Source organism: Streptomyces bungoensis (assembly GCF_001514215.1).
Classification (GTDB): domain Bacteria; phylum Actinomycetota; class Actinomycetes; order Streptomycetales; family Streptomycetaceae; genus Streptomyces; species Streptomyces bungoensis.
In genome coordinates this window covers 1-704 of the sequence record NZ_KQ948920.1, presented here as the reverse complement: position 1 = coordinate 704, position 704 = coordinate 1, and the positions used below count along the sequence as shown (strand labels likewise).

Here is a 704-nt window from a genome sequence, read left to right as displayed (position 1 = left end):
GCTCGCCGAGGCCGGCACCACCCTGGCCCCCTCTCCGTCGCTCTCCCCGGCCCCGCCACCGGCTCCCTCCGACACGGCCACGCCATCCCCCGCGGCGGGGGACGAGAACAACGGAGCGGCGTCCGGTTCGGGCGGGGGAGGCGGAGGCGGCGGCGCCACGGCGACCGTGACCGCGAAGCCGCGGCAGGACACGGCCGCCACCGCCGTCCGGCGCCTCGCCGAGGACGACCCGTCCGGGCGGCACATCTGCTACCGCGCCTACATCACCGGGCGGGGCTGGCAGAAGCCGGTGTGCGACGGCACCGTCAGCGGCACGGTCGGACAGGGCGAGCCGATCAAGGCCCTCAACATCGCGGTGTACGGCGTGCAGGGCTCCGCCGCCAACGTCATGGTGAACGACCCCCAGTCGACCAGCGGTCAGGGCAAGTGGGCGCCGAACTGGACGGCCATCGTCGCCGACGGCAAGGACAACTACGTCGGCAGCACCAAGGGCGACGCCCCGTACCTGGTGACCTTCGTCTACAACGTCGGTTCCGGTCAGGCCTGCAACATGGTCAAGGTCCGCGACCAGGACTGGAGCGACCAGTCCTGCAACAACGCACGCCCCGACCTCAACACCGCCGGCTCCTTCGACAACGCGCGCTGGATCGAAGCCATCAAGCTGACGGTGTGATCACATGACTCTCTGGACCTCTCTCGAGCCC

General features: G+C 71.0%; 1 pseudogene. It reads left to right on the top strand.

What is annotated here, in order from left to right:
• Nucleotides 1-673 (top strand): annotated as a pseudogene (locus AQJ66_RS36645) (hydrolase); the annotation flags it as partial.
• Nucleotides 674-704: the final 31 nt, after the last annotated feature.